At 56.2% G+C, this 21,277-nt stretch carries 17 protein-coding genes; 8 read left to right on the top strand and 9 right to left on the bottom strand.

Going from position 1 to position 21,277, the window contains the following annotated elements; translation table 11 throughout:
* Nucleotides 1–113: 113 nt before the first annotated feature.
* The 6 genes from SBL51_RS00835 to SBL51_RS00810 all read right to left on the bottom strand — a co-directional run bounded on the left by SBL51_RS00835 (nucleotide 114) and on the right by SBL51_RS00810 (nucleotide 6,769).
* Nucleotides 114–773: a Crp/Fnr family transcriptional regulator gene (locus tag SBL51_RS00835; RefSeq protein WP_317928572.1), complete on the bottom strand. Its 660-nt coding sequence runs from the start codon at nucleotides 771–773 to the stop codon at nucleotides 114–116.
* 453 nt (nucleotides 774–1,226) lie between these two features.
* On the bottom strand, nucleotides 1,227–1,859 hold the full coding sequence (locus SBL51_RS00830; protein WP_317928571.1) for an isochorismatase family protein: 633 nt from the start codon (nucleotides 1,857–1,859) through the stop codon (nucleotides 1,227–1,229).
* 107 nt (nucleotides 1,860–1,966) lie between these two features.
* The gene (locus SBL51_RS00825; RefSeq protein ID WP_317928570.1) at nucleotides 1,967–2,827 is read right to left on the bottom strand and encodes an isocitrate lyase/PEP mutase family protein; all 861 of its coding nucleotides are present in this window, start codon (nucleotides 2,825–2,827) and stop codon (nucleotides 1,967–1,969) included.
* 70 nt (nucleotides 2,828–2,897) lie between these two features.
* A complete protein-coding gene (locus SBL51_RS00820) occupies nucleotides 2,898–4,052 on the bottom strand; it encodes an iron-containing alcohol dehydrogenase (protein WP_411860445.1) in 1,155 nt (384 codons plus the stop codon).
* An 83-nt stretch (nucleotides 4,053–4,135) separates the two neighbouring features.
* Nucleotides 4,136–5,539, bottom strand: coding sequence for an MFS transporter (locus tag SBL51_RS00815; RefSeq protein ID WP_317928568.1), 1,404 nt, complete (start codon nucleotides 5,537–5,539; stop codon nucleotides 4,136–4,138).
* 69 nt (nucleotides 5,540–5,608) lie between these two features.
* Nucleotides 5,609–6,769: an FAD-dependent monooxygenase gene (locus SBL51_RS00810; protein ID WP_317928567.1), complete on the bottom strand. Its 1,161-nt coding sequence runs from the start codon at nucleotides 6,767–6,769 to the stop codon at nucleotides 5,609–5,611.
* Nucleotides 6,770–7,093: 324 nt separating this feature from the next.
* Between SBL51_RS00810 and SBL51_RS00805 the strand changes: the two genes are divergently transcribed.
* Together SBL51_RS00805 and SBL51_RS00800 are read left to right on the top strand one after the other, a co-directional pair.
* Nucleotides 7,094–8,698 (top strand): FAD-binding oxidoreductase, encoded by a 1,605-nt coding sequence (locus SBL51_RS00805; protein ID WP_317928566.1) that lies wholly within the window; start codon nucleotides 7,094–7,096, stop codon nucleotides 8,696–8,698.
* A gap of 36 nt (nucleotides 8,699–8,734) precedes the next feature.
* A complete protein-coding gene (locus SBL51_RS00800) occupies nucleotides 8,735–10,420 on the top strand; it encodes an alpha/beta hydrolase (protein WP_317928565.1) in 1,686 nt (561 codons plus the stop codon).
* A gap of 18 nt (nucleotides 10,421–10,438) precedes the next feature.
* On the opposite strand, the gene SBL51_RS00795 is transcribed toward SBL51_RS00800, so the two are convergent.
* From SBL51_RS00795 to SBL51_RS00785, 3 genes are all read right to left on the bottom strand, one after another.
* Nucleotides 10,439–11,131 carry a hypothetical protein gene (locus SBL51_RS00795; RefSeq protein ID WP_317928564.1) on the bottom strand — a complete coding sequence of 231 codons (693 nt, stop codon included), beginning with the start codon at nucleotides 11,129–11,131 and terminating at the stop codon, nucleotides 10,439–10,441.
* A gap of 16 nt (nucleotides 11,132–11,147) precedes the next feature.
* Complete coding sequence (locus SBL51_RS00790; RefSeq protein WP_317928563.1) at nucleotides 11,148–11,648, bottom strand: VOC family protein; 501 nt, start codon at nucleotides 11,646–11,648, stop codon at nucleotides 11,148–11,150.
* A gap of 69 nt (nucleotides 11,649–11,717) precedes the next feature.
* Nucleotides 11,718–12,473, bottom strand: a complete 756-nt coding sequence (locus SBL51_RS00785; RefSeq protein ID WP_317928562.1) for a glucose 1-dehydrogenase — start codon at nucleotides 12,471–12,473, stop codon at nucleotides 11,718–11,720.
* A gap of 323 nt (nucleotides 12,474–12,796) precedes the next feature.
* Between SBL51_RS00785 and SBL51_RS00780 the strand changes: the two genes are divergently transcribed.
* From SBL51_RS00780 to SBL51_RS00755, 6 genes are all read left to right on the top strand, one after another.
* A complete protein-coding gene (locus SBL51_RS00780; protein WP_317928561.1) occupies nucleotides 12,797–14,941 on the top strand; it encodes a TonB-dependent receptor in 2,145 nt (714 codons plus the stop codon).
* Between the two features lie 58 nt (nucleotides 14,942–14,999).
* Complete coding sequence (locus tag SBL51_RS00775) at nucleotides 15,000–16,511, top strand: aldehyde dehydrogenase family protein (RefSeq protein WP_317928560.1); 1,512 nt, start codon at nucleotides 15,000–15,002, stop codon at nucleotides 16,509–16,511.
* Between the two features lie 188 nt (nucleotides 16,512–16,699).
* Nucleotides 16,700–17,893, top strand: coding sequence for an NAD(P)/FAD-dependent oxidoreductase (locus SBL51_RS00770; RefSeq protein WP_317928559.1), 1,194 nt, complete (start codon nucleotides 16,700–16,702; stop codon nucleotides 17,891–17,893).
* Between the two features lie 11 nt (nucleotides 17,894–17,904).
* Nucleotides 17,905–18,654: a hypothetical protein gene (locus SBL51_RS00765; protein WP_317928558.1), complete on the top strand. Its 750-nt coding sequence runs from the start codon at nucleotides 17,905–17,907 to the stop codon at nucleotides 18,652–18,654.
* A 1-nt stretch (nucleotide 18,655) separates the two neighbouring features.
* The gene (locus SBL51_RS00760; RefSeq protein WP_317928557.1) at nucleotides 18,656–19,567 is read left to right on the top strand and encodes a hypothetical protein; all 912 of its coding nucleotides are present in this window, start codon (nucleotides 18,656–18,658) and stop codon (nucleotides 19,565–19,567) included.
* 114 nt (nucleotides 19,568–19,681) lie between these two features.
* Nucleotides 19,682–21,208, top strand: a complete 1,527-nt coding sequence (locus tag SBL51_RS00755; protein WP_317928556.1) for an aldehyde dehydrogenase family protein — start codon at nucleotides 19,682–19,684, stop codon at nucleotides 21,206–21,208.
* Nucleotides 21,209–21,277: the final 69 nt, after the last annotated feature.

Raw genomic sequence — 21,277 nt, 5'->3', positions numbered from 1 at the left:
GCGGGGTAGTCAGTGCAGTCTAGCGCAGGGGAGATAAACAGATCATGAATGAAACCCGCGGCGCGCTAACGCTCTACCGCGGGGTTATATGAGGGATTACTTGTATTGACCAATCAGGTATGGGCGAGCTCTTCGATGGCATCCAAGTCTAGAATTTGCACGCTGTTTAAGGTGGGTGTGGTGATTAAGCCATCGCTTTTCAGCTTGGCCAGAGAGCGGCTGACCGTCTCAATGGTGAGCCCTAAATAGTCGGCCATATCCTGCCGGGACATGCTCAAGGTGATCCGCTCGGGTGTCGCACCCGGCTGCCGCTCCAACAGCAGCATAAACAGGAAGCAGAGTCTTTCGTGGGCTTTTTTCTGGCCAAGAATATAGAGCTGATCCAATATCCGTGAGAAAACCTTAGAGCTCACCTGGTTGATGTTGGACTTTAAGTTGGGCACCTCTTCGGCCAAGGCGTACAGGCGCTTGCGGTTGAATTGGAACAGCTCGGCATCGGTTAAACACTTTACGCCGTAGTCGTAGCGGTCGGAGCTGGTCAGCCCAACAAAATCGCCCGGGAAGAGAAAGCTGAGAATTTGGCGGCGGCCATTGCAGGAGATGCGCTCCACTTCAATGGAGCCCGAAATGACGTTATAGACCTCGCCTGCCGGGGCATTCTGGAAGAAGAGAAAGTCGCCCGCTTTGAACTTTTTGATCTCAGCGAAGCTGCTGAGGCGCTCTAGTTCATCTGGCGTCATGTCGTGGAACAGAGTGCAATCGTCGAAGAGCATCGTAGCTGGTACTCGGTACGCTTTTCGTGGAATAAATTGGGTGTTCATGCAATGTAGTTCTCTGGTTCAACGAACGCAAGGCGTTCTCGCCTCGCTTACAGGTTTCACCACGTAGCAATATCCCTACCAGGGCTGAAATAGAGCGAAACTCCTCTTTTCTAACTCTCGCGGGCGAATCTTTTTGATATATTTCCATATCAATAGATCTTTTAAGGGGCGGCAGAACGAAAATTGCACCATACCGGTGCCAGCTAAGAATAGGAGTTGGGATTACTGAATAGGTAGGTACGCGATATCTATATTATTGTTCTATTCAACAGCCACACAGGGAGTCGTGGGTGGACTGGTTCTGGGAGCCCTTAGCCAATTTGCCCGGCCAGCTACTCACCCATGGGAGTCTGCGATGCCCGACTGTAACCACAGCACCGGGCACCACAACAGAGGTTGCCAGTGTTAACTGGCCTGTAAACCCTCAAGGTATTGCAATACCTCCTGCTCACTCACCACATCGGCATACTTGGCATTCATATCAAACAGGTTGGCCTTGTGCGGCGCTTCGTGGCGGTCGCCACACGCCTCTGCCACCACAATGGGGATAAAACCGTGGGAGCTGGCGTCCACACAACTGGCACGCACACAGCCACTGGTGGTTAAGCCGGTGAGAATCACGCTGTCGATACCCGCCGCCGTCAGCGTCGATGCCAGCGAGGTGCCAAAAAAGGCGCTGGGGTACTGCTTGGAAACCACCAGTTCGTTGGCGGCTGGAGCCAAACTGCCAGCCCAGGCGCCCATAGGGTGCCCTTCCACCAGGTAGCGTAACGGTTTGGCTTTTTCAAAGAAGCGGCCACCATTAATGCCACTGGGGTGGTAAACCACGTTGGTATAAACCACCAGAATACCCGCCTTGCGAGCGGCCTCTAACACCCGGGTAGCACTGGCCAGTGCATCTTCCACGTCGGCGTAGAGATCGCAGCTCTTATCGAAGTAAGCTTCTACAAAATCAATTAATAACAGGGCCGGCTTTTTGCCATAGCCGATGCGATTGCCATAGACATTCGCATAATTATCATCCAGGTTATCGGTCATAACTGTTTACTCATCTAGCGGTCACCACTGAGGGTAAGCACCACAGCCCACCACAGGCCCTTGTACAACAAGGCATGGCCGGGGTGACCGCGTTAACCATTAATGCGTTACTTCGCCCACTTTTTATCGAAAGCCCAAACCTCTTCGAAACCGATCAGCGAGCAGAACTCTTTAAAGTTATTGATCGGCACACCTTCGGGTTCGGCACTGCCTTGTGCCTTCATGGCAAGCAGTGCCTTTTCAATGGCGTGGGCAGCCGCCAGGCTGGTCAACGAGGGCGCGATGGCAACCGAGAAGCCCACCTCTTGCATCTCTGCGGCGGTCAGCATTGGCGTTAGGCCACCGTTGGCCATGTTGGCCATCATCGGCGCATCCACTTCCGCGCAGGCGGTCTTCATCTCTTCTTTGCTTTCCAGTGCCTCCACAAACAGGATGTCGGCACCGGCCTCTTTATAGGCTTGGGCCCGGGCGATAGCGGCAGACAAACCTTCAGATTGCAGTGAGTCGGTACGGGCAATAATCAGCATGTTGGGATCTCGGCGCGCCTCTACCGCAACGCGGATTTTATCAACCATCTCCTCGGCCGGAATCACAATGCGGTTAGGGGTGTGGCCACACTTTTTGGGAAACTGCTGGTCCTCAATCTGGATCGCGGAGACACCCGCCTCTTCGTAACCACGCACCGTGTGATGCACATTCAGCAGGCCACCAAAACCGGTGTCGGCATCGGCCATAACCGCGGCATTGCTGGTTTGCACCAGAGTGCGCATGCGGTCGACCATCTGGGTGTAACTGACGATACCGGCATCGGGCAGACCATAAGCGGAAGCGGTCAGCCAGTAGCCTGTGCCATAAACCACATCAAATTCGATCTTATTAGCGACTACCGCGGTAATCATGTCGTGGATACCGGGAGCAAAAATAAACTCACCATTACGAATTTTTTCGCGAAGTATCGGATTAGCCATTTTAAAATTCCATCACTTGTCTATTGATCTAACAAAACTAAACTCGCGCGCAGCACAACACCGGCAGGCCTCAATAGGCCGCTTTGTAAATTGCCAACGCATCGTCTCGAGTTACCTCTTTTGGGTTATTCACCAATAACCGCTGCTGCGCCATCGCCTCGTCGGCGAGCTTGGGCAGTTCCTGCTCGGGAATATTCATCGCACGCAGACTTTTGGGCAGTTCTACCTTGGTAATTAATTCGTCCATAACCTGAATAAACCGCGCTGCGCCCTGTTCGACACTTGTCGCCTGTTCACTATTGCCAACGCAAGGCAATAGTTCTGCGTAAAGCCCGGCTGCCGCCGGCGCATTGAAACGCAGCACATGGGGTAGAACCAAGGAGTTACTCAACCCGTGCGGGATGTGGTAATTACCACCCAGTGGGTAGGCCAGTGCATGCACCGCAGCCACCGGCGCATTGGCAAATGCCTGGCCGGCCATCATGGCCCCCAACAACATATTGGCGCGGGCTTCGAGATTGCTACCATGGTGCACGGCGGATTCAATATTTTGGCTTAATAAATTGAGCGCCTTGATCGCCAACATATCGGAGTAGATATTTTTTTTATGGCGGCTGGTGAAGGCTTCAATGGCATGCACCATGGCATCGATACCGGTAGCCGCTGTCACCGCCGCCGGCAGCCCTTGCGTCAATTCAGCATCCAGCAAGGCTAAATCTGGCAACAAGGTTGCCGAAACCACACCCGACTTGGTGGCGGCACCGGTGGTAACAATAGAGACAGTGGTCACCTCCGAGCCGGTACCGGCGGTGGTCGGAATTAACACCAGTGGCAGACGCCCACCGCGAATGTTATCTACCCCATAAATGGCCTGCAGTGGTTGTTCGGAGCCGGCCAAAACCGCAATCAACTTGGCAACATCCATACTGCTGCCGCCACCCAGGCCAATAACACCATCAATGTTATGCTCTTTGGCCAATTTTACAGCCGCCAACACCACCGCTTCTGGTGGGTCTGGTTGAATATCGCCAAACAACAGCGGCTCAATACCCGCCGCCTGCAGCGGCAACAGCACCTGATCAACAATACCAGCGGCGATAACGCCGGAGTCTGTGACCAGCATCGGCCGCTTAATAGTTAATGCCGCACAGTGTTCGGCAATATTTTTTACGGTACCGATTTCCCAGATGATTTTTTTTGCGGTAACAAATTCAAAGCTGTTCAATGAAACCACCTTTGCAGTTCATTTTTTACGGATGCGAAAGCGCCAGGCGAACCTGGCTAATGCTGATGAATAAAAGCGAGAGGCTACGCTTGGTGCATAGCTTTTTTATACTGGGTGAATACCAGCAGACTGAGCCCCAGAATCGTTGCGGGAATCAATGAATAACAGAGAATCATCCCTTTGACGGCACCAGCGTCCTGGTCAACGGCACCACCGACAGAGGATTCAAACCCGGCAATACTCAATACCAGGCCAGCGAGCATCGGTCCCAAGGCAAAACCAAGTTTTTCCACCGCCGAGAAGATACCGGAGAAGAGACCCTCATCAACGCTCTTGCCCAGCGCTTTTTGGCGACTGATGGTGTCTGTCAACAGAGAGAAACTTAAAACCGAGAAGCCGGCGTTGGTGCAACCAATAATAAACGCCCGCACCAGCACCAATAGATCCTGAGTGGAGACTTCACCCAGCACAGGCAGAGTCGCCAATTTATCGGTACCGGGCTCCAACCAGAACCAGGTAATAGTGACTAAAATCCAACCGCCACACGCCAACCAGAACGCCCCTTCCTTACCGATTTTGCGGGATATTTTCAGCCACACCGGCTGGCTGCTGATGGATCCGGAAGACATCACCAACACGAAAGGCAACAACAGATTGATATCGCCCACGGCGTAGAGAAAGATAAAACCCACCACCGCATAGCTGCTGGCCTGGCCAATAGACTGGACCAGATAGGTAAGGGTCATCACGATAAAGGGTTTGTTTTCGCGAACCACGGCAAATCGTTCACGAACACTCTTTGCCGCCGAGTGATGGGCCGCACCAAAATCTTTCGGCACGCCATAGGCGGTGGCCAACATCGCACCCAAACAGACGGTGCCAAAAATAATTGCCATGGTGCGCCAGGCGGCGGCATCTCCGCCCAGCATAAAGACCAGTGGCTGAGCCAGGCCGACGCCCATGATTACCCCGACCACAGCAAATACGATGCGTACCGATAAAATCTTCGTGCGTTCGTGCGGATCCGATGACAACTCGGAAGCCACGGCCAGGTAGGGCACAGAGAAGGCACTAAACGCAGTGCTGGCAATAAAAAAGACAATACCCACCACCAGCGCGGCTATGGTTGGCGATGGAAATCCGGAGAAGGCAAACAGGGCAATAAAGGTAAGGCTGGTCAGTATCGCGCCACCGGCCAGAAACGGGCGACGGGCGACCTTCGGTTTCAAGTGATCGGAATAGGAGCCCATAATCGGGTCGCAAAAAATTACCCACATTTTAGGGATCAAAACCACAATGCCCGCCAGCCAAGGTGAAATACCCAGCATGGTGGTCATAAACAGTGGCAATAAAACGGCCGGGGCATCACGGAACAGCTGCGCGCCGGTCTGTCCCAAACCGTAAAGAATCATCACTTTTTGGGAGACACGCGCGCTATCGGGCTCAGTCGCCAGCGGGTTACTTACTGCTGCGGTGGATTCTGTCATTGCTGTCCTCTTACGCCCGAATTGATAGCGCCATTAAATGTAAAAGGGCTCGGCCCATTTCCCGCCAAGTTAAACCGGCTCAGTCGTGCAGTCGTAGGCAAAGAGACCCAGAGTCTCCTCGTTACGTAAATTACCCAAGCCATAATTTTCCGCTTCGTCGCCCTGCAGGCGATCGGCATTGGCATTGGATTCCGCTTGAATAAAGGTGGTGCGTTCAAAACGGGCCGCCTGATAGCGCGCTAATGCCTCTTCGGTATCTTTGGCATCGGCCAGAGCCCGCGCCAGCATCACTGCGTCTTCAATACCGGTCGCTGCTCCCTGACCAAGAAAAGGTGTCATCGCGTGGGCGGCATCGCCAATCACGGTAATACGCCCGGATTTGGTCCAGCCGGGCAGAGGACTGTGAGCATTGATCGCCCACTTAAATACCGTACCGGGTTTGATAACACTCAGCAGCGTTTGCACTTCCGGGCACCAGTCGGAGTAGCGCTCCTGCAGCTCGTTAATGTCGGCGGGTATCGACCAGCCATCCTCTTCCCAACCCTCTTCGCGGGCGAAGAAAACCAGGTTCAACAAATTGCCTTTGCGCAATGGGTAGCGAACAATCATTTTGCCCGGGCCTATGTGCATGCCGGGGTTATCAATTAAGTGTTGAATTTCAGGGGTGGCGGGCGCTAATGCGCGGTAGGCAACATGGCCGGTAAAATGGGGCGGCTTGGGGTCGAACAACTGACGGATGGCCGACTTCAAACCATCGGCACCGATCACCAGGTCCACCACTGCTTCGCTGCCATCAACAAAAGCGATGGTGCAGGTATCGCCTTCAGTGGTTACTGTTTCGGCCCGCTTGCCGAGGAAAATCTTAACGCCGGCGGCTTCACAGGCAGCGACCAGAATCTGGTGCAGATCGGCCCGGTGAATATAGACATAAGCGGCATCGTACTGCTCGCGGGTTTTGGAGCGGTCGACCGCCATAATACGCTCACCGGTGCGCCAGTGGCTTACCTCCTGCGAGGTGGGTTCAATACCGGCGTCGGCAACCGCTGCGCCCACACCCACATAATCCAAACCGCGCATGGCGTTAGGGGCCAGTGTAATACCCGCGCCCACATCCGCCCAGGCGGAGGCAGACTCAAACAGACTGACGCTATGCCCTTGTTTGGCCAGTGCCAGGGCTGCAGTTAAGCCGGCGACGCCGGCACCGACGATAGCGATATTAGAAGCAACCATAATCCTGTATCCCATCTAAACCCGGGCAGCTCTCTATGATCTGCCCCACACACCGCGGGCCTCGCCGCTATTGGGAGATAACGACTTCTACCCAATCGCCAGTCAATCAGCCGAAAGCCACGGCGGCTTATCATGAGACCATAATGTCGTCTTCCCCCACCCCAGAGCCATGACAATTATCAACGACCTCTGGCCGGCCAAAATAGTAAGTTGATGCTATACGCGCTGATCGCACCGCACGCCTGCGGTGGTTAACTAAGAGCCGCCAATTGCGAGCGGCTCTACAGCGCACAAGATTAGTAACAGCTTGCGATGGAAAAATTGATGGGCAATACCACTACCGGACTGGATTGGTCAGAGCAGAATGCTCCCACCCAGGAACTACTTGTTAAGGTGACTGAAATTGTTGGCGGTGAAAACTGCCTGACTGGCAGCGACGGCGCCTACTTCTATACCGATGTCTATCGCAGCCTGGAACAACCGCTGGCCGTGGTACGCCCCACATCTGTGGAGCAGCTGCAGCAGCTGGCCAAACTCACCGCCGACGAAGGCGTTGCCTTAACGGTACGCGGCGGCGGCGCCTCATACACCGACGGCTATATTCCCAATCAGAAGGGGTTGCTGTTAATCGACCTGAGCGGCCTGGATAAAATTGTCGAGATCAATGAGCAGGATGGTTATGTCACGGTTGAAGCCGGCGTTACCTGGGCCACCCTGAAAGAGACCCTGGCCCAGCGCGGCTACCGCACACCTTTCTGGGGCCCCTTCTCCGGCCTGAAAGCGACCGTGGGTGGCTCCATGTCGCAAAACTCAATCAGCCACGGTTCTGGTGCCTACGGAATTTCCGCCCAGTCGGCGCTGGCCATGGACGTGGTTTTAGCCGATGGCTCGCTGTTACAGACCGGCTCCGCCGCAGCCGGCAGCACCCCCTTTGCCCGCCACTATGGGCCAGACCTCACCGGCCTTTTTACCGGCGACTGTGGCGCCCTGGCCATTAAGGCCAGAATAACCTTGGCACTGATCCGTATCCGGCCAAGCCACCGCACGATTTCGTTTGCCTTTCCCGATTTCACCAGCATGCATGAGTCCATGCGCCGCATTGCCCAGGAGCGTTTGGAAGATACCCACTTCGCCCTGGATGGCGCACTTTCGCAGGGCCAGATTGCACGCCAGGAGAACGCCGGCCAGATCTTTAAAATCGCCTTCTCCATTTTGGCCAACTCACCAAGCCTGTTCGATGGCTTTAAGCAGTTGATCAAATCGGCGCTCTCTGCCCGTAAGGCGCTCTCCAGTTCCGCCTACATGACGCACTACATTGTAGAGGGTGTCCACGATGCCGAGGCCAAAAGCCGCCTGCACCGCCTGCGCGAATTGAACCAGGATCTCGGCCGCGAGATACCCGCCACCGTACCGGCCACCGTTCGCGGCATGCCGTTTGCGCCCTTCTTTAACACCCTGGGGCCGGCCGGTGAGCGCTGGGTACCCCTGCACGGTATTCTGCCCCACTCCAAGGTGAACGCTTTTCACGATGCCTTAACCGAATTTTATAAAGTTCGGGCCAGCGATATGGAGCGCCTGGGTGTTTGGCAGGGCGGAATGTTTGGCGCGGTTGGATCCTCTGGCTTTTTGTATGAAATTGCTCTCTACTGGCCGGACGAGATCACCGTCTATCACCAACAGGTGATTCCCAAAGATTACCTCGACAAACTGCCTAAGTATGAAGCCAACGAAGAGGCGCGCAACTACGTCGAGCAGTTGAAAAAAGATCTGATCGCACTGTTTGTCGAGCACGGCGCAATCAATTTCCAGCTGGGCCGCGCCTACCCTTACGGCTCACGCATTTCGCCCGAGGCGTTAAAATTGATCACCAGTATCAAAAACAGTGTCGACCCGACAGGCCGCATTGCACCTGGAGCTCTGGAGCTTTAACGTCGACAGCAAGTAGGAACAAGGGGAACGCTCAACTTGATAACAGGCGATGGCAATAGCGATTTAACTGCGCAGGCAGAGGTCAGCCAGCACTACCTCAGCGTTGGTGAGCGCGTGGTGCACTACCGCCGGGCGGGCCGGGGGCCGGCGCTGATATTAATTCACCAGTCGCCCAAAGACTCCCGGGAACTGGTGCCATTAATGCAGCTGCTGGCCACCGAGTTTACCGTCTATGCCCCCGACACTCCGGGCTATGGCTTGTCCGATCCACTGTTATCTCCAGACCGCTACCCGGGCATCGATCTTTACGTCGACGCCCTGGTTCGTTTTATCGATGCGTTGCAACTGCCCAGGCCGGGCATATTCGGCACCCACTCGGGCGCCATCCTCGGTGTGCGTCTGGCAGCCCGCTACCCCGACAAAATCACCTCACTGGTGGCCAATGGGGTGCTGATTAACAGCGCCGAGGAACGTAATAGTTTTTGCGAAAACTATTTCGACCATTTCCCCGCGCAATGGGATGGCAGCCACCTGGCCAGGCTCTGGTCGCGCATTCGCGATCAACACTGCTTCTACCCCTGGTATTCGCGCAGCACGCAAACGCGCATGCACTGGCCCGCCACCGTGCTTGAGATGGACGCAAGTGTTATGGAGTTATTGCAGGCGGGTGAAGACTACCGCGGCGCTTATCGCGCAGTACTCGATTACGCCCTTGCCGATGACCTACCGCGCCTGACCGTGCCGACCCAGATAGTGGTCGCGAAGAGTGATGCTCTGAGCCGCTACCTGGAATACCTGCCACCACTGCCGGCCAACGTTACCACCAACCTGGTTGACGACTTCGGGGATATTCCACCTGCGGTTAGGCAATTTTTCCAAAGCCATACGCCGTTGCAATCCGCACCGGAAAAATTAATTCCGAATACAGATGGCTACGGTCTGCATAAAACATTTGTGACGGTGCCGTGGGGTCAGTTTCGGCTACAGTGGCAAGCAGCGAAGAGCACGCTTAAACCACTGTTAATTCTGCACGATGTGGGTTCCTCCAGTGATGTGCTGGCACCCATGCTGGCCACACTGGCCAATAAGCGCCGGGCAATACTGCCGGATCTACCCGGCCACGGCGGCACCACCATTTGCTATGAGAGCAGCCAACAAACCGCAACCGCACTGCTGCAACTGCTGGATGCCTTAAGCTGTGAGCAGGTGGATATTATCGCTGTCGGATTGTCGGCCAGTTATCTGCTGGCGCTAAGGCAAAAGAACCCCGAGCGTCTGGGAAAAATCATCGTCGTCAACCCCGAGCCCAGTAACCCAGGTAGCACCTGTCCAGCAGCCGAATCTGCACCACCCGATCTCACGCCGGATATTGCCGGCTCCCATCTACAGCGTGCCTGGTTTTATCTGCGCGACCGCGCCCTCTTCTACCCCTGGCATTTACACGAGCCATCGAGTTTAAAAATAGCGGCACAGCCTCCGTCCGCCGATACCCTGCAGGTGGAATTGATCGCCCTGCTGCAGGCGCGCCAAGGTTTGGCAGCCAGTGTGGCCAGCGCTCAACGTGAGTGGCAGAACCACTTTGCCCAGCTGCACGACACTGACCAAGAGTCCTATTTTGCGGCGACAGTCTGCAACCCGGCGCACGCTCAACTGCCGGGTGTGATTACACTGCCCGAGGAGCGCTATCGTTGGGGTATGGCCCTGCTCGACCTACTCGATTAACCACCGCCACTGCGGTGGCTAACCCCGCTCCACCAGGCTGACCAGTTCGTACCAGTAGTCGACCTGACTCCAGGTCATTTTCAGAAACAGGGCATCGCCCTCTCTCACCCACAAGGTGGCCGGTGGCCAGTCACGATGCCAGCGCAGGGCCAGCTTGCGGGCGTTAAAGCTGCCCGCCGTCACCGTGACAGTCTCCATGCCTAAAAAGGCGACCTCTATCACCAAACCGGTCGCCATCAAACCACCATCGCCATTTTCAGAGATGGAGTTGGTCAGGCTGTTGACCGGCACAAACTCGCCCGGCCGACTGTTATCCACCTGCTGGGCAATCAGGGCATCACCTTGCAGCGGGTGCAAGCCCAGGTAGTGATAGCCCGGCTGATTGCTCAATTGTTGGGAAAAACGAACACCGCCGTTCTCCCCTTCCACCAGCACGGACGTTTCATTAAAAAAATACCAGCAGCTGCCGGAAACCCCATCGCGATTGATCAATCGGCAGAAGGCATCTTTCGGCAACCACTCGTGATCCAGTGCCAGCGAAACATCGCGCAGCAGGCCAATATTGTTCATCTCACACTGGGCGCGCAGCGTGCAACCCTGCTCATAAAAGAGCAGATCAAATACCTCTCTACCGGCCAGTTCGTTATCCAGGGTGCGGTAGGCGATCTCACCGGAGATCATTTTATTGAGTGCGCTTTGGGTGTTAGCCATAACGGTATATCAGCTCTTAAAATTCCAGTTCCGGGCCGGAAATATTCTGCAGGGCAGGATCCCGTTCCACCAAATTTATCAAGGTGCCGTCACAATCGCGCAGGCACACCTCCCGCTGCCGAATCGGCCCCAGTTCAAACAGCTGCGGCTCTGGCAACCAAAGCGCACCGGCCGCTTTTAGTTTTGGTAACACCTCATCCAAAGCGGCCACATAAAAAATCAGCGCCACCTCACCGGTGCGCGCCGGGCCGTTGTAGAGTGGAAGTGAATGCGCCTGCTGCTCGGCAGCCAATTGAAACAGGCCCAACATGCCGAAGTTGGGGCCGGCCACTTTGACAATGGCAATCTCATAGGGGTGATGGTGCTGCAAACCCAAAACGGCGGTGGCCGAGGGGTGTTCCAATTCACCGCGAAAATAGGTTTGATTGAAACCGAGCTCACGATAAAAATTGATCGACCGCGCCAGGTCACGCACAAAAATTGTTGCCCGGATTAACGCGGAAACGGGTTGATTCACTAATTAACTCCCCCCGACATTAGTCGAATAAAAATATTTTTTAACGGCTGAATCGCCGCCCCAATTTGGCTAGGCACCGGGCATATTGCCGCCATCCACCGGCAGGTAGATACCAGTAATGGCACTATTGCGTGGGTCGGCCAAAAACAGCACTGCCCGGGCAATATCATCCGGTTGTGCCAAACGGCCCAACGCACTGTAACCCCGCAAATTATCGAGCAGCGCCTCCTCTTCCTGGCCGGCCACCAGATTGCCCATCAGCATGTTGGTGGGCACGGCACCGGGCAGAACCGCGTTGACGCGGATGCCATAGGGGCCGGCACTGGCTGCAGCCGTGCGGGTGGTCATTAATACCGCCGCCTTGGAGGCGCAGTAGGCACTGGCAGTGGCGACCGCTTTAATCGACATGCCCGAGCCGATATTGACAACAGCTCCCTGCACGCGCCCTTTCATGTGGTTAATTGCGTGCTTACAGCCGAGAAAAACACCATCGGCATTTACCGAGAAATGCCTGCGCCACAACGCCAACGGCATGGCTTCAAAAGCGATATTGGGTTGAAAAAAGCCGGCGTTATTGACCACCACGGAGACCAAACCAAAAGCTTGTTCCGCCTGCTCCAGAGCGCGCTGCCAGTCGTTTTCCGAACTTACATCCAGGGCAACCGCCAGCGCCCGGCCGGTCAACTCTTCGGCCAGTGCCTGAGCGGAATCGAGGGCAATATCGGCGATCACCACGTTGGCGCCAGCCTCATGAAAAGCGCGCACAATGGCCTGCCCCAAGCCGCCACCGGCGCCGGTAACCAATACGGTTTTATCTGTGAACACCAAATTCACCTCCTCCAATAATGCTGATCCATCGTCCGCAAGACGGCTATTCAGTGGCGCTATTCTGGCTTGGCCGGGCAGGCAAAACCATTGACATTTGTCATAGAGAGAGAAACTTGAGCGAGCTAGTCTCAGTTCCCGGTTGCGATCCAAACCGGTGGCACAACCCCAACTTAGCAGCTAGTTGACTCTTAGTATGAGTGCTACTGATCGAGTGAAATCTGCAACGAATTTCCACCCAATCGACGGGGTTAGGCCCAAGTGGCAGGGCTCTGGTGGTGGGTGACTAATTTTTTAAATACAAATGCGACGGTGTACAGCATATGAAACGATCGAGATCTGCCCTGTTTGTAAACTCCACTCTGCTTTCGGTACTCCCCTTGGCTAACGCCATTGCCGAGCAATCGTCTGCTCCGGCGCTGGAAAACATTGTGGTTACCGCACAGCGGACAGAAGAGAATATTCAAAGTACACCCGTTTCAATTACCGCCTTCAGTGCTGACGATGTCGAGAAATTTCAGATCGACAACGCCAAAGATCTGAGCCAGGTTGCCCCTAACGTACTGATTAAACCGGTCTCCGGTGGCAGCGGCGGTATCACGCCGTTTATTCGTGGTGGTGGTGTTTCCGATGGCGCCAACATCACCTCCGAAGCCGAAGTGGGTATCTACATCGATGGCGTCTACCAGCCCCGCTCGGCCGCTTCGTTTATCGAGTCTTTGGATATCGAACGCATTGAAGTGTTGCGTGGTCCACAGGGCACACTCTACGGCCGTAACAGCTCTGCGGGGGCATTGAAGTTTATCTCACGTCTGCCCGGCGAAGAGCTGCGCGTTAAAAATGAATTTGGCGTGGGTATCTGGAACGAAGTCTACGACAAGTTCACCGTCAGCGGCCCACTGAGCGAAGATGGTAGCCTGCGCGGTGGACTTTCCGGCATGTATCGCGATCGTGATGGCGGCCGACAAGATAACGTTACCCGCAATCAGAAGGTAGGTGCCGAGGAGTTTCAAGGCCTGCAGGGCGACCTCTACTATGACGGCGGCAACCACACCGCACGTTTAAAACTGTTCTACACCGATTACGACAGCGATGGTCTGTACGCCTCGGCGCTGGACCCATTCGCCATGACCGGCAGCTACGAAGATTTCCCCTATGCCTCTGGCGACATCGACAAGCTGCTCTCGCCCTACGCCTCTTACACCACCGATACCCAATACGGCGGCAGCTTGGAAATCTCCACCGACATTTCCGACACCCTGACACTCACCTCCATCACCTCCTTTACCACCTTGCAGGATGATTGGGCGGTTGGTTTCTCCGGTGGCGTTGCCTCTTCCGCCCTCGGCATTCCCAGCAGTGATTACCTTGAACTGTTTGAACGTGAGTCGGTGAGTGACCAGGACAGCTTCACCCAAGAGTTCCAATTCCAGGGCAGTGCCTTTGATGAGTTCATGAGCTATGTGGCCGGCCTCTACTTCTTCCGCGAGAGCGGCACGCAGAATGTCGATAGCGTTATTTTCTTCGGCCCGTCCTATACCGACTTCGATATCACCACGAAGAGCTACGCCGCCTTTGGTCAAATGAATTTTTACCTGACCAACGAGCTGAGTTTGATCGTTGGTGGCCGTTACACCGAAGACAAAAAAGAGATGGACGCGAATGTCAGCGGCACGACGGTTAGTGCCGACGATAGCTTCAATAAATTTACCCCGAAAGTTGCCCTGGAGTATCAACCCAACGACACCACGCTGCTGTTTGCCAGCTATACCGAAGGCTTTAAAGCCGGCGGTTACAACAGCCTGGCAAGCTCGGCCGAGGCACTCGGCACCGCCTTTGATATGCAGGAGTTAAGCGCCTATGAAGTCGGCTACAAATCCGACTGGATGGCCAGCCGCCTGCGCTTCAACCTGGCCGCTTTCTTTAATGAATACACCAACCTGCAGCAGCAATCGGTAACCAACGAAGGGGTGTTCATCACCGAAAACTACGACGCCGAGCACAAGGGTGTGGAAGTGGAGCTCTCCTTCCAGGCTACCGAAGGCCTCTACCTTTGGGCCAACGGTGTCTACCAGGATAGCGAATATACCGACACCAGTGCCTCCGGCGGGCAATCTTCCGGCTCTTTGTTGGGTAACCAATTGACAAATGTCTTTGATTACCAGTTCGCGTTAGGTTTTGATTACAGCTATGACATTGGCCCGGGCACCTTGGGCTTGGGTGCCAACGTCAATAAACGTGATGATCTCTATTCCACCGCCGACAACGTCGAAATTGGTCATCTCAAACCTGTGACTTTGGTAGACGCTTACCTCTCCTACAAGGTGGGTAACTGGAAAGTAAATCTTGCCGGCAAAAACTTAACCGACGAGAAATACTGGTTCACCGGTTTTGGCTTCAGCGTGGTACAACCCCGCTTTATGGCCGACCCGATGACCTGGAAACTGGGCGTCTCCTACGAGTACTAACAGACCAAAAACCCACCACACCCGGTGTGGTGGGTAATACGCTCGATGGAGTAGACAGATGCAAGCCCGCACGGATTTCAAAACCGTCACGGTATCCCCGGCCACCCGCGACTTTTTAAGTGAGCCACACCAGTTGCTGATTAACGGCCGCTGGCAGGATGGTGCAGAAGGGAAACAACTGACCACCTATGATCCCGCCACGGAAGAACCATTGACCCAGGTGGCCATAGGCGGCGCGGAGGATATCGACGCCGCTGTTAAGGCCGCCCGGCAGGCACTGCAAGGGCCGTGGTCGCGGCTGACCCATTTCGAACGGGCCAAATTACTGTCGCGCCTGGCCCGCCTGATTGAAGACAACACCGACCTGCTCACCGAAATCGAAGTGCTCGATAACGGTATGCCGTCGTTCATTGCCCGTCTCACCATTCAGAACATCGCCGAGATGTTCGACTACTATGCCGGTGCCGCCCAACGTATTGAGGGGCGCACCACCAGCCCGCCGCGCCATATTACCGAACACAGCGAAGCCCTCACCTACACCCTGCGTGAGCCAGTGGGTGTGGCGGGTTTGATTGTGCCCTGGAATGTACCCGCCTCCACCGCCGTGCTGAAACTGGCACCGGCACTTGCGGCTGGCTGCACCGTGGTAATGAAACCCTCGGAAGAGACGCCGCTGTCGGCGCTGGTACTTGGCCAGCTGGCCATGGACGCCGGTTTTCCACCCGGGGTAGTCAATATTGTTAACGGCCTGGGGGCCGATGCCGGCGCCCGCCTGGCGGAGCATCCCGAGGTCGACAAAATCTCCTTTACCGGCTCCACCGCCACCGGTCGGCGCATTATTCAGGCCGCTATTGGCAACCTGAAAAAGGTCTCCCTGGAGCTGGGTGGTAAATCACCGGTGGTGGTTATGCCCGATGCCGACCTCGCCGCCGCTATACCCGGCGTGGCCATGGCCACCTTCTTTTTGCAGGGCCAAAACTGTATGGCCGGCACCCGCATTTTTATCCACGAGAGCATCCACGACCAGATGGTGGAAGGCATGGCGGCCTTTGCCCAAAGCTTGGTACTGGGCCACGGTATCAATCCCACCACACAACTGGGACCACTTATCTCTTTGGCGCAGTGCAACAAGGTCTTGGCCTATATCGAGAGTGGCTTGAGCGATGGTGCCCAACTGGTAACCGGCGGCAAGCGACTTGAGCGCCCGGGCTATTTTGTGGAGCCAACCATCTTTGCCAACTGCACGCCGGATATGGCAATTGTTCGCGAAGAGATTTTCGGCCCGGTAATGACGGTGCAGAAGTTCAGTACCACCAACCTGGAAGAGATTGCCGCTCTGGCAAACAACACGGTGTACGGTCTGTCTGGCAGTGTCTGGACGCAAAACCTGTCCACCGCCCATGCATTGGTCAGCCGTATTCGTGCCGGCCATGTTTCGATCAACTGCCATGGTGCCGTGGGCACCAATATTCCCTTCGGCGGCTATGGCCAGTCTGGCTGGGGTCGGGAATTTGGCGAGGAGGGTTTGAATGCCTACCTGGAAACCAAAGCGGTCACCGCCCAGTTATAGATTTGAATAGACCAGTCGCCAACTGAGCCCGGCGGACGCACCGCCACCCTTAGCATTTTTTAGTTTGAGCGCGGCTTGAAAAAGCCCGCGTCGGGACTTTTTTGGCCAAAGAAATTCGCAAGACCTTCGCCTAGAGACGCAAGTCCGTAATTTTAACGAGAGAACTGTTTTTAACGAGAGTAAGCACTATGGAAACTACACAAGTGATTGTCGCAGGTGCCGGCCCGGTCGGTACGGTTGCCGCCTATCGGTTAGCATGCATGGGCTTTGATGTGGTGCTGTGTGAAGCAGGACCTAACTGCGCTATCGACATGCGCGCCTCTACCATTCACTCGCCCACGCTGGAGATGCTGGATGAGCTGGGCATTGCCGAAGAGCTGATCGCCCAGGGCTTGAAAGCTCCTGAGTACCACTTCCGTGAACGCGACACCGGTGAAGTGGTCTCCTTCGATCTGTCTGAACTCGAAGGTGAAGTTAAATACCCATTCCGCCTCCAGTGCGAACAGTACAAGCTGGCCAACCTGCTGGCCAAAAAACTGGAAGAGCACCCGCGCGCCCAGGTGAAATTTAACCACCGTGTTGTGGCCTTCAACCAAACGGAAGATGGCGTTGAAGTGGCACTGGAAGGCCCCTTCGCCATTGAAAAGATCCAAGCCAAATACCTGGTCGCCGCCGACGGCGGTAACTCCATTATTCGCAAATGGCTGGGCGTTGAGTTCGATGGTTTCACCTACCCTGAACGTTTCCTCACCCTCTCCACTGAAGTAGACCTGGCCGATTACATCCCCAACCTCTGCTACGTCAACTACATCTCCGATCCCAAAGAGTGGATGGTACTGCTACGGGTACCCAGCGCCTGGCGCATTCTGGTGCCCGCGAAAGAAGATCAACCCGACGACTGGCTGAAATCGGAAGAGAAAAAGAATCAGGTATTTGAGCACCTGATTGGCCGCAGCGACGTTGCAACCAGCCACCGCACCATCTACCGCGTGCATCAGCGGGTCGCCAAGCAATTCAACCACGGCCGCGTCTGCCTGGTCGGCGATGCCGCTCACCTCAACAACCCGCTGGGCGGCTTCGGCATGAACAGTGGTATCCACGACGCCTGGGAGCTGTGCAGCCAGATCGAGCAGAACCTCAAACAGGGCCACGATGACGCCCGCTTCGATCTCTACGACCGTCGCCGTCGCCCGGTCACCCACAGCTTTATTCAAGCGCAAACCATGCAGAACAAAAAAATGCTGGAGCACAGCCCGGAAGAGAACCACGCCCAGCGCCTGCAGGAGATGAAAGACATTCACGCCGACCGCGAAACCCGTCTCGCCTATCTGCGTAAACAAGCGATGTTCACCTGCCTGGCCGAAGCCAACGCAGTTAACTAGGAGAATTAAAAATGTCTAACGATGTATTAGGTTACCGAGCCAAATTTGGCGTACTGGGTCCGTCCACTAACACCATTGTTGAGCCGGAGATGAACGCCATGCGTCCGGCCGGCGTTACCAACCACTACAGCCGCATTATTGTCGACAACCCCAGTGCTATCTCCGACGAGACCTTTATGGCCGGCACCCTGGAAATTGACCGCTGCACCCGCGACGCCGTGCGCGGTGTTATGACCTGTGCCCCCGACTACCTGGTTATGGGTATGTCCGCCGTTACTTTTTACGGTGGTGCTGAGGGTTCGGCCAAGTGGAAGCGCGACATCGAAGAGTTTGCCGGTGTGAAATCGTCTATCGGAGCTGAGTCTGTGGTTGAGGCCTTTAAAGCCATCGGTGGTATTCGCAAGGTGGCCTTCCTGTCGCCCTACTACCCCGTCGCCAACCAAGAGGTCTCCAACTTCCTGAGCGACCACGGTTACGAAACCGTGCGCGACAAACCCCTGCGCTGTGCCACCTGGCTGCACATTGCCCAGGTGACGCCAAAAACCATTCGCGAAGTGGTTGCCGAGCTCGATGGCGATGATGTCGACGCTATTTTGCAGGTGGGCACCAACCTCTCCATGGCGCGCCTGGCAGCAGACCTGGAGAAGACCCTGGCCAAGCCAGTGGTGGCCATCAACACCGCCACCTACTGGCACGCCCTGCGTACCAATGGCATTAAAGATCAGGTCAGCGGCTTTGGCCGACTGTTAGAGGAGCTTTGATATGCAGTATGACTACGTTCCTCTGCCCGAACGCGGCCAGCTGAAATGGCCGGACGGTAAGCGCGTTGCGTTGATTCTGACCTTCAACCTGGAGACCTGGGATCTGGTTAAGGACACCGACGCCCCCTACTACGCCGGTGGTCCCGCCATTCTGCCCGACACCCTGCCGGGCAACACCCCCGACTACCCCAACTTCAGCTGGCGTGAGTATGGCCAGCGGGTGGGTATCTGGCGTTTGTACGAGCTGTTTGATCAGCTGGGTGTGAAGGCCAGCTGCACCACCAACGCGGTCACCTTCGAGCGCCGCAACGCCATGACCAAAGCCTGTTTGGATCGTGGCTGGGAGCTGTTGGCACACAACTACGAGCAGGGCGAACTGCTTACCAACTTCGCCCACGATCCCGCCGCCGAGACCGAGGTGCTCAACCGCACCATCGCCATGTACGAGCAGCACGTTGGCCACAAACCCAAGGGCTGGCTCTCCTCCTCCCTGCGCGGCACCCTCAATACTCCAGCGATCCTGGCCAAAGAGGGCTTCAAGTTCTACTGCGACATCATGAACGACGACCAGCCCTACATGATTCGCACCGACAACGGCCCGATCGTCTCTGTGCCCTACTCCAATGAACTGAACGACTTCACCATCATCACCCGTCGCGGTCATACCACCGACGAGTTCCGGGATATTTTGATCGAAGAGCTGAATGTTCTGCACGAAGAGGGAGCCACTCAGGCGCGCATCATGAACGTTGGCCTGCACCCGCACGTCTCCGGCCGCGCCTATCGCATCCGCGCGCTGCGTGAGTTTATCGAGTACGCCAAGTCACTGCCCGGCGTCTGGTGGACCACCCGCGAAGAGATCGCCGATTGGTACCTGGAGAATCACGAAGGCCATATCCCAAACCAGGTTTGAGCTGACACCGGTGGCGCGGCGCCTGGTATTCCCCAGAGCAGCGCCACCATGACAGAGAACCATTTAACCCGCTCGCGCCCAGCGCTCGAGATGAGCCAGATTTAGGAGCACCGCATGACCGATTCCATTCAACTTGACGATACCTGCCCACAACCGCAAAGCGCCGCTGTGCGCGAGCTGCTGGCCAGCACACCCACCAAAGAGTTGTTCATTAATGGTGGTTACCAAGCCGCAGCCAGCGGTGCAGTGCTCGAGACTCTCGACCCCGCCACCGGCAAGACCATCGCCCATATCGCCAACGCCGGCCAGGCGGATATCGATGCCGCCGTGTTGGCCGCCAGAACGGCACTGACAGGCCCCTGGGCACAGATGACGCCGCTGGAGCGCAGCATGATTTTGCTGAAAGTGGCGGATCTGATTGACCAGAACATGGATGAGCTGTGCGAGCTCGAGATCCTCGACCAGGGCAAACCCTGGTTTGTCGCCCGCTGGGCCGAGATTCCCGCCGCCGCCAACCAGTTCCGCTTCTTCGCCGGCCAGGCGATGGCACTGGAGGGGCAGACACTGACCCCATCGGTAAACTACCAGCCGCCCGGCAAACAGGTTCAGGCCTGGACCGTCCGCGAGCCGGTGGGTGTGGTGGCGGCCATCACCCCCTGGAATTCACCGTTGATTCTGACCGCCATGAAGCTGGCTCCGGCCCTGGCTGCCGGCTGTACCGTGGTGCACAAGCCGGCTGAGTTGACCTCGCTGACTGCCCTGCGTCTGGCTGAGCTGATGACCGAAGCCGGCCTACCGGCGGGTGTATTGAACGTGGTCACCGGCGAAGGCCGCCAGACCGGCGCCATGCTCGCCGCCCACACCGGGGTCGACAAGATTGCCTTTACCGGCTCCACCGCCACTGGCCGCGCCATTGTCGATGCCAGCAAGAGCAACCTCAAGCGCGTCAGCCTGGAGCTCGGCGGCAAATCACCAGCCCTGGTGTTGGACGACGCCGAACTGGATATCACCATCCCCGGTGTTGCCAACGGCATCTTCTTCAACGGCGGCCAGGTGTGCGTGGCTAACTCCCGCGCCTATATCCACCGCTCCATTTTCGACAAGGTGATCGAAGGCATCGCCGGTTATGCCGCCGGATTGAAGCTGGGCCACGGCCTAAACCAGGAGACCCAACTGGGCCCGGTGGTATCGCAACTGCAGGCCGAGAAGATTGAAAGCTACATTCAATCGGCTAAACAGTCGGGTGCCACCATTGTTACCGGTGGTGAACGCTTGGGAAGTTTCGGAACGTTTATCCAGCCCACCATCATCACCGGCACCAACAACAAGATGCCGGTTCACTGTGAAGAGGTGTTTGGTCCAGTACTGGTGGCAGAGCCCTTTGACGACATCAACGATGCACTGAAATGGGCCAACGACAGCGATTATGGTCTAGCAGGAAGCATCTGGACGCAGAATCTCTCCAGCGCCCAACGTCTTTCCCGCCAGCTGGAAGCCGGCACCGTGTGGATCAACACCCACTCGATGTTCGACCCCTCCATGACCATTGGCGGTATGAAACAGTCGGGCTACGGCCGTGACAGCGGCAAACAGGCCCTGGATAACTACCTGGAATGGAAAACCATCTGCGCGGTAATCTAGTGCTATTCGGGGCCTTCGGGCCCCACGCCCGCCTGGCCGACGCTGGCACCGCTTTTGCCCAGATATCCG

The organism is Halioxenophilus sp. WMMB6, from assembly GCF_033283405.1.
Taxonomy (GTDB): domain Bacteria; phylum Pseudomonadota; class Gammaproteobacteria; order Pseudomonadales; family Cellvibrionaceae; genus Halioxenophilus.
This window is presented reverse-complemented; position numbering and strand designations above follow the sequence as displayed.